5 protein-coding genes, 2 tRNA genes and 2 rRNA genes are annotated in these 9,091 nt (G+C 41.9%); 2 read left to right on the forward strand and 7 right to left on the reverse strand.

The features are described 5' to 3' along the window. The 3 genes from JW841_14695 to JW841_14705 all read right to left on the reverse strand — a co-directional run. Positions 1-891: ribosomal RNA gene (locus tag JW841_14695) — 23S ribosomal RNA — on the reverse strand; the annotation flags it as partial. A 302-nt stretch (positions 892-1,193) separates the two neighbouring features. Further along, positions 1,194-1,269: transfer RNA gene (locus JW841_14700), tRNA-Ala, on the reverse strand. Between the two features lie 96 nt (positions 1,270-1,365). Continuing rightward, positions 1,366-1,442, reverse strand: a tRNA-Ile gene (locus JW841_14705). Positions 1,443-1,699: 257 nt separating this feature from the next. Here JW841_14705 and JW841_14710 point away from each other — a divergent pair. Together JW841_14710 and JW841_14715 are read left to right on the forward strand one after the other, a co-directional pair. Continuing rightward, positions 1,700-3,583: an acyl-CoA dehydrogenase family protein gene (locus tag JW841_14710; protein ID MBN1962186.1), complete on the forward strand. Its 1,884-nt coding sequence runs from the start codon at positions 1,700-1,702 to the stop codon at positions 3,581-3,583. Between the two features lie 127 nt (positions 3,584-3,710). Next, on the forward strand, positions 3,711-4,640 hold the full coding sequence (locus tag JW841_14715; protein ID MBN1962187.1) for a sugar ABC transporter substrate-binding protein: 930 nt from the start codon (positions 3,711-3,713) through the stop codon (positions 4,638-4,640). A 47-nt stretch (positions 4,641-4,687) separates the two neighbouring features. Here the strand turns inward: JW841_14715 and dusB are convergent, their stop codons facing one another. From dusB to JW841_14735, 4 genes are all read right to left on the reverse strand, one after another. Further along, a complete protein-coding gene (gene dusB, locus JW841_14720; protein MBN1962188.1) occupies positions 4,688-5,668 on the reverse strand; it encodes a tRNA dihydrouridine synthase DusB in 981 nt (326 codons plus the stop codon). 51 nt (positions 5,669-5,719) lie between these two features. Next, positions 5,720-6,190 carry a hypothetical protein gene (locus JW841_14725; GenBank protein ID MBN1962189.1) on the reverse strand — a complete coding sequence of 157 codons (471 nt, stop codon included), beginning with the start codon at positions 6,188-6,190 and terminating at the stop codon, positions 5,720-5,722. Positions 6,191-6,199: 9 nt separating this feature from the next. Further along, entirely contained in the window at positions 6,200-8,089 is a 1,890-nt protein-coding gene (locus tag JW841_14730; protein MBN1962190.1) for a hypothetical protein, read from the reverse strand. A 510-nt stretch (positions 8,090-8,599) separates the two neighbouring features. Continuing rightward, a 16S ribosomal RNA gene (locus JW841_14735) occupies positions 8,600-9,091 on the reverse strand; the annotation flags it as partial.

Here is a 9,091-nt window from a genome sequence, read left to right on the forward strand (position 1 = left end):
GAGGCGATACCTAAATATCTTTCGGGGAGAACCAGCTATCACCGGCCTTGATTGGCCTTTCACCCCTACGCACAGCTCATCCGAGAAGTTTTCAACCTTCACCAGTTCGGGCCTCCACGAGATTTTACTCTCGCTTCACCCTGGCCATGCATAGATCGACCGGCTTCGGGTCCAATCCATGCAACTATACGCCCTATTAAGACTCGCTTTCGCTTCGGCTACACCTATAACGGCTTAACCTTGCTGCATAGACTGAGTCGCCAACCCATGATGCAAAAGGTACGCGGTCGGGCATTCCCTTACGGGCATAGCCCTTCCACAGGTTGTAGACATGCGGTTTCAGGTACTTTTTCACTCCCCTCACCGGGGTGCTTTTCACCTTTCCCTCACGGTACTCTTCACTATCGGTCGCTGGCAGATATTTAGCCTTGGAAGATGGTCCTCCCAGATTCCCACCGGGTTGCACGTGCCCTGTGGTACTCGGGGACAGGCCCACGCCATTATTGCTTTCATTTACGGGGGTATCACCCTCTATGCCGGGACTTTCCAGACCCTTCAATTAGCAACTTTGGTCGCTTATGGCCGCCCCACAACCCCAATGGTACATGTACCACTGGTTTAGGCTATTCCCCGTTCGCTCGCCACTACTAGGGGAATCTCGTTTGATTTCTCTTCCTCCGGGTACTGAGATGTTTCACTTCCCCGGGTTGGCTTTTTATAGCTATGGATTCACTATAAAATGTCACGACTTTCATCGTAACGGGTTGCCCCATTCGGAAATCTCCGGGTCACAGTTTGCTAGGCAACTCACCGAAGCTTATCGCAGCCGTCCACGTCCTTCATCGCTCGCCAGCGCCAAGGCATTCACCACATGCCCTTCGTAGCTTAAGCACTAAATGCTTTAATGCTCAAAGCCAGGTCAAACAACGTAACCTTTCACTTCACTCGAATAAAATATATCCCAAGTAACGCGTTATGTACGCATTATGTTTAGCATGTACTCTTACTTAAATACTCTCCGGTGAATCATATGCTGCAAATTGCAGCCTATAACCACCGGGGCGCTGATTACTCTTATTCAGTTGTCAAAGAACGAATGAATATAGATCTAAAATGATCTATAGCACATCGAATCTTAAAAAATGCTATCACGCTAAAATCTGTCAATGCTTACTAATTCTGTTCAGCCCACTTGGTGGAGCCGATGGGGATCGAACCCACGGCCTCAGGCTTGCAAAGCCCGCGCTCTCCCAGCTGAGCTACGGCCCCGTGAGTCAACAATAAGAACCTAGCAATCATTAAAGCACTGACTTACGGCTATCAGAACCAAACTGCCTGCTATCGCTAACAACCAATTGATTAGAGTGGTGGGCCTGGAAAGACTTGAACTTTCGACCCCACGCTTATCAAGCGTGTGCTCTAACCAACTGAGCTACAGGCCCGCACAATTGTGCAGTTCTGAGGCGCCTCTTGCCTTTCACGTTACACCCGCGAAATTGCTTGGCGTGACGCATCTATAGTTTCTCAAACAACAATCACGAACCCTGTAGGGCCGCGACGAGGAGCGGTTATGTAATTGAACCATTCTCATAGGTCAATAAAAAAGTGCATACACTTAAAAATCTTTATCATTTGTTTCGATCGCATTCAGTCAAATAGCGGCTATGCTTATATTAGTGCTTTTTTGTAGAGGTGATGCTTGTCTAATTACTTTACTGATAACGAAGATTTGATGTTTTATTTTGAGCAAGGAATTGATTGGCATCCACTTATTACCTTAACAGAACGAAACTTAATAAAAGATACAACCCATCAAGAAATAAAAGAAAAAATCACCTTCTATAAAGATATTCTTGAAATGGTAGGAGTATTTGCTGCAAAAGAAATTGCCCCTTTTGCTGACGAAATTGAAAAAACCGGCGTTCAATTCTCAAATGGTGAAGTTGAACACTCAAATAGTTTTAGCAATATTTTAAAACATTTTCATGCGCTTAGCATCCAAGCTGCAACCATGCCTCGTGAACTCGGAGGTATGCAATGTCCAACTATTGTATATGGTTTTATTACTGAAATTCTTGCCCGCGCCGATATCAGTTTAATTACTCAATCATCCTTAAATATCCTTATCATTGAAGCATTACTACAATTGTCAATTTATGAAAATTCCACCACATTTGACCACAAAACCGGAAAACTATTAAACACTCGTTGGGACGAAGCAATTAGAGAAATAATTAAAGGCGAGGCTTGTGGGGCAATGGATATTACAGAAGCCAATGCTGGCAGTGATATGGCTTCTCTTAGAACTGTGGCTCAAAAAGATGACTATGGAAATTGGCGTTTAACCGGCGAAAAAATTTTCATTACCTCAGGTAATGAAAAATACCATTTAGTACTTGCACGTAGTGAAGACCAAAATACTGCACCAGGGCTTAAAGGATTATCTCTTTTTTTCGTTCAAGCATTCACTACAGATAATCAAGGTATGCGTAAACGCCATATTCAAATTGAAAGGGTTGAAAAAAAACTTGGGCAGCATGCTTCACCCACTTGCGTTGTGACTTTTGATAACACTCCTGCAGAAATAATTGGCAAACGAGGTGAGGGCTTTTTACTAATGTTGCGGCTAATGAATAATGCTCGCATTGGTGTTGGTTTTGTTGCTCTCGGAATTGCAGAAAACGCCTATCGCTTAGCAAAAACATATGCCGCAGAGCGTACTAGTATGGGTAAAACAATTGATCAGCATGAAATAATAGCCGATTATCTTGACGAAGCTGCGAGTAACTTACAAATTATGCGTGCTTTAACATTTGATGCTGCCTATCATGAAGAAATGGCTGTAAAACTTGAGGCAAAGATTGCCGCTTTAGGAGATAATAACGTTGATACTAAACACAATCTTTTAAACAAACTAAATTATCATAAATTAGAAGCTCGTCATGCAACACCACTTGTAAAATATTTTGCTGCAGAGAAAGCTGTAGAAATAACACGTTATACTATGCAAATACTCGGTGGAGTTGGCTATACATGTGACTATCAGGCAGAACGCTTGCTTCGTGATGCTTTAGTATTTCCTATTTATGAAGGAACAAGCCAAATTCAAGCATTAATGGCAATGAAAGACTGCCTAATGGGGATAATACGCCGACCTAAAACATTTCTGCATCGTTTAGCAAAAACTCGCTGGCGAAGTATCTCTGCTCGCGACAACCTTGAAAGACGAGTAGCCCATTTAGTAAACCAAAGCTTAAAAATACAACAATATTTGGTGACCAAGACTTTTACCGCTAAAATTAAAACATTGGCAAATAAACCACTACGCAGTTGGTCAAAAAGTTATTTCCAGCGTTGGGATCCAAAACACGATTTTACCTATGCTTCATTACATGCAGAACGTTTGGCCAAAATTTTAATTGATGCACGTGCAGCTGAAATTTTATTAATGCACGCTAAAAAGCAATCTTTACGAAGTGAAGTACTTGAACGGCACCTTGAACGTGCCGAGTTACGTGTAAGATACCTTAGTGAACAAATTAAAAATACCGGACAACGATTGCTATCTCAATTACATAAGTAATAAATAATATTGCTATGTAAATTTAATTACTTAAAATATCTCAGCCATTTTTTTATATTATTATTTATTAGTACAAACACTTGGGATTAATGATATTATGAATAAATGAATTAGACTGGAACAAATAATGGAAATTATTAAAAACGTGAATGTACTGCTAACTCGCCAGGATAATGTACAAAATCGTTGGTTTGAAGATGCTCAAGCAATAGCTGCGCAACGAAAAATTCACTTAACAGCACATTGGACTCTAAACTCATTTAAACAACAGGAACAATTTAATGACTCCATTAAGCAAGAAAACTGTGATGGTATTGTAATATTAGCCGTATTAGCAGGACCTATGCATTTGATACGAAAGGCTGTCGAGCACAACAAACCTGTTGTCTTACTTAATCGCACTCCTAGTGACATGGACGAAAAAGTAGATTGGAGTTGGCCAATCTTACAGCGCGAATTCCCACAGACGCTAGTAGCCACTATGCTACCTGATGCTATAGAGACCGGTAGAGAACAAGCCCGTCAAATTAGAGCATTATTGCCGCATGGGGGAAGAATTCTTAGTGTATTAGGTGATCCTGGATCAAGTGATTCAGCCGATCGGCTAAAAGGATTTCTTGAAGTGATAAAAGGAGATATCTCGTATAGTGTGGCAACAGTAGCAGGAAATTTTTCGCCGGATGTTGCAGAAACAGCTTGTTTGCGCTGGCTAGAAACCATGTCGAAACATGCTGGATTTAAGGTAGATGCCATTGCTTCCCAAAGCGAAGCCATGATTCCTGGGATCCGAAGTGCTTTTCGTAAAGCCGCAGCACAATTCAATCTTCCTCATCTTATCAAATCACCAATTAGCGCCATCGATGGGACACCTGAATATAAAATCGAAGTTGATCGCGGAACCTTAGCCGGCCTGATAGAAACTCCTTCTCGAGTGGCTGCTGCGATTAATTTGCTAGCTGATTATTGGGAATATGGCTTTAAACCTTCGAGGCCCGTCGAATTGCTGCCGGTATCTTCGTATCCGCCGCTTAATCGTATAAAACCTATTAGAATATAATTTTCACTTAGCGTCTGAAAATTCTTTAGCGTGTAAAATAATTTGCATTATAGATTTAAGTTATTAGTGCATACTGGCATTGCTGTACTAAAAAATTCGGTAGCTTTTTTTTGCATAACGACAGGATCATCTATCTTATTGACTTGACGACGAAATTCATTAGCACCGCATAATCCATGGCTATACCAAAATAAGTGGATGCGAAAACCACGAACTCCGCGCTTGAAATCACCAACAAACTCCAAATGTGCCTCTAAGTGTTTACGTATTAATTGCCAGCGATCATTGGGAGTCTGCGGTGAAACTTCAGGAGCTGTTAGCGCTTGAAAAATCCATGGATTACCAAGGGCACCACGTCCAATCATCACTGCAGCACATCCTGTTTGATCAAACATCTGACGAGCTAAAGCAGGTGTGCGGGCATCACCATTGCCGATAATAGGAATGCTAGAAGCTGCAACAAGTTCAGTAATAAAAGACCAATTGGCTTTACCTGAATAACCCTGTGAACAAGTACGTGCGTGCAGTGTAATAACCGAGCAACCAGAATCGATAAGCACTCGCGAAAATTCAATATAATTTAACGAATGAACATCCCAACCAGCGCGAATTTTAGCTGTTACTGGTACTGGTACTCTATTGGTTACAGCTTGAATAATTTTTGCTGCTCGCAAGGGGTCTTTAAGTAGCGCTGCTCCGGCACCTTCACGGGTGACTTTTTTTACTGGGCAACCCATATTTATATCGATTATATCTGCCCCAAGATCTACAGCGCGGGCTGCCCCTTCGGCCATCGCTTTCGGATCACCACCAAAAAGTTGAACCCAAAATGGCTTCTCTTCTAAATCATGAGCTAAAAAACGTTCTGTACGACTTGAACCATAGAACAAGCCTTTGGCACTGACTAACTCAGTTAGTGCAGCGGCTGCACCTAAATTACGCGCAATAATACGAAAAGGCTTTTCGCTAACCCCCGCCATAGGTGCAAGAATCCATGGGTTGCTAAGTGTATATGGACCTATTTGCATAATTTAAATCAATAATTAGCGATTACCCTTAAATTTCTGCAAGTAAAAAGATTATTTATGTTCGAGGGCAAAATATCCAGCAATGACTTTTTTTTCTTCTGCGGTATTAGTTAATGCTACTGTAATATAACTATTTTTACTATCATGTCTCCATACTGCAATACGGTCATAACCTGGTCGATGCCAAGCATATTTTTCACGCTTATAGTTTTTTTGTCTAAGCTCACTGGCAACAAATTTTTCAAGTGATATCCAATCTGCTCGTGGGTCGATAATAAAATATCGCTTCGCAACTATACAAAAGTTTTGACGCAAATAAGTCAAAATATTTTTTTCAAGCGCTTGGCAATCATTGGTATAGTCTTGATTTTTTATTTCAACAAGAGTGGCTGGTGGTGCACGTAGTTCAATAAATTCTTTAAATGGTGGCAATGTGTTTGCCATAACTAATGTCCCTAAAAAAATGACGGCACTAGCACTTAAAAACCAGTGCCGTCGCTTGTTAATTAATAAATTAAACATAATATCAACTTATGGTTTATTACCAACATTAAACTGGTTAAAGCTGCCCTGGGTTAATAAAGTTTCTAGCGAAACAGTTATTACTGGATCGGCGCTATCTAACCCTTCGCCAATATTTAGATTATGATTCCAGGGATTTCGCAATACCACCTGAATATTGCCAGCCTCATCTTTATAAATTCGTTCTACAGTATAGACATGAAATTCTGCTAAGCCATCATTAGCTTCGTCTGGATTTGTAGTTAATGTGACTGGGCGATCTTCATTCAATGCTGTATCTATAATGTTATACATTCGCTCAGCATCTGCTTCTTCAGGTAAAAACCACATTGAATGTATATCGGTGCCTTTAGATCCAGTAAGCGCAAACAACGCTTCACGTGGCCAACCACCGTTAATATCATTATAACCTTCATCTAACCCATCAGACCAATTACCATCATGTTGTTTAGCATATGCAGTTTCAATGACTGCTGGCCATATTAAAGCATCATTACCGGTATTATCAGCGGTGCTACCGCCTCGACGGTTTATATTATCTTCAAGGTCTGCTTGAGTAACATGAATTTCGACTTCTTCAGTTTTATAGCCTGGAGGTAACCAATGCCATTTACGCTCATGCATAGTAACAATGAAATCGCCCGTATAAGGGTCATACTTAATCATATCTTTAATAGCATCTGGTTGTTGGTTAGCTAACGCTCCTAGCGTTGCCATCAAATAGCAGTCACCAATAGCATCTTGATCAACATCTGTAGCAGCCGGTATTCCCGATGGACCATAAAGCGTAGTAGGATCAAAACGAAACGCAGCCACCCCTGTTAGACCTTGCATTGCTATTTGCATAGCTTCAGCGGAAAAACCAGCGGCATGCCAAGCGTTGTACATTTGCATCGCTAATTCTGGAGTAATTGTTGGCGAAGCATTTTCATCAAATCCAGCGAGTAAACCTGAATCATTTGTATAAATTCCGTTTTCAATCGATGCCACTTGTGGAGCAACTTCAATAAAGTCTGTTGCTGATAACGGTTGTAGTGGTGGTTGTAGTGCTCCATCTTCAATTCTGGGTAAGCAATTAATCGCTGCTTGCATATCTTCTTGTATTGCTTGCTCAGCAGATTTCATAACATTGTATGAATCTTGCAATTCCTCAGGTGTCGCTTCTTCATTAACTGCGAATGGCGCTGGTGCATTACCGTCCCATTGTGCCACTTGCTCCCACCAGGTATCAACTTGCTCAGCATCAACGCCAGCAAGATCTGCAGCTTCATTTTTAATCTTGTCTAATTCTTGTTGGGCTTTATCAAGCTCTTCTTGCGCTTTTTGTGCCTCAGCTTGCGCTTGCAAAGCTTGTTCGTGCATTTGTTGAATGCGAATCTGCTCTTGTTGGTAACGCTCTTGCGCCTCTTGTAGTTTGGCAGCATCTTGCTCAAGCGCTTCTTCAAGCTCTTTTTGTGCCTTTTCTAATTCTTGTTCAGCTTCACTAAGTTCAGTTTCTTTTGCAGCTAATTCAGTTTCTTTTGCGGCTAACTCGGTCTTCTTTGCCTGTATCTCGCCATCAAGACGAGCTAAAGTTGCAAGGTACTTTGACATAACAGCATCGTACGCAGCTTTATCTAATACTCGAATAGTCTCAATTTTCTCATTTGGTGGTGTGCCTGTCTTGCGTTCTTCGGTTTTGTAATAATCACCTGGGTTAGGGGCAACTTGGGCAGCGCGCTCTTGTTCTAAAATAGCAATCGCTTCTTGAATTGCAGCGATAGCTTCGCAAATACCAGTAATTGCACTTTGGATATTGTCTATACGACTAATAGCAGCGTCAACTGCTGCTTGTGGAGCTGCGCTAGAAGTTGGAACTACGCTTGGGATGCCGCTGTTTGTATTGACTTCGAGTGACATAAGTAAACTCCGTCTGTCATAGAGTTTATTACTCAGACAGTTTTCAAAAGCCTTTAAGTGCTATTGCACTTTTAGCAAGAGCACCCAATAAGCTATGTTTTTTTTAGTGGGTATTATAATTCGGCCTCATTTTCGAAAAATGAGGTTTTACGACTTGGCCTAGTAATTCTTCACAAGCAATGGTGATGTTGGTTAAAAATAGATAATTAAATGTAATGTATTTTATCAAGAACGCGTAGGTGGTGGGTCCCTATTTGAAGTGATATTGCCAATATAATAATTGCTATAATTGCAATTCAATTATTTACCTACTAAACACAATCTTACAATCATAGAAATGATCTTTTAAACTATTATATTATTTATTACAGACCAAAAAAAAGCCGCTAGTTAAGCGGCTTATATCAACTCGATAGAACGAGTCCTTCAAAACTGAATAGTAAAACGCCAAAAAATGCGTGCGATTGACCTGGAGTGTTCGTCAAGCTTATCGCTAACGAAGCTCCTTAGAAAGGAGGTGATCCAGCCGCAGGTTCCCCTACGGCTACCTTGTTACGACTTCACCCCAGTCACCAACCACTCCTTGGGCGGCTGCCTCCTTGCGGTTAGCCCACCGACTTCTGGAGCAATTAGCTCCCATGGTGTGACGGGCGGTGTGTACAAGGCCCGGGAACGTATTCACCGAGGCATGCTGATCCTCGATTACTAGCGATTCCGACTTCACGAAGTCGAGTTGCAGACTCCGATCCGAACTGAGACCACTTTTTTGCGATTTGCTCCCTCTCACGAGTTCGCGTCGCTCTGTAGTGGCCATTGTAGCACGTGTGTAGCCCCAGACATAAAGGCCATGAGGACTTGACGTCATCCCCACCTTCCTCCGGTTTGACACCGGCAGTCTCGCTAGAGTGCCCGGCATTACCCGATGGCAACTAACGACGAGGGTTGCGCTCGTTGCGGGACTTAACCCAACATCTCACGACACGAGCTGACGACAGCCATGCA

The sequence above is a fragment of the Deltaproteobacteria bacterium genome (assembly GCA_016931625.1).
Classification (GTDB): Bacteria; Myxococcota; XYA12-FULL-58-9; order XYA12-FULL-58-9; family JAFGEK01; genus JAFGEK01.

Bases quoted from the DNA above. Each gene is read 5' to 3' on its own strand.
- JW841_14715 (MBN1962187.1), top strand. From the start codon at position 3,711: ATGGAAATTATTAAAAACGTGAATGTACTGCTAACTCGCCAGGATAAT.
- JW841_14730 (MBN1962190.1), bottom strand. From the start codon at position 8,089: ATGTCACTCGAAGTCAATACAAACAGCGGCATCCCAAGCGTAGTTCCA.
- dusB (MBN1962188.1), bottom strand. From the start codon at position 5,668: ATGCAAATAGGTCCATATACACTTAGCAACCCATGGATTCTTGCACCT.
- JW841_14725 (MBN1962189.1), bottom strand. From the start codon at position 6,190: ATGTTTAATTTATTAATTAACAAGCGACGGCACTGGTTTTTAAGTGCT.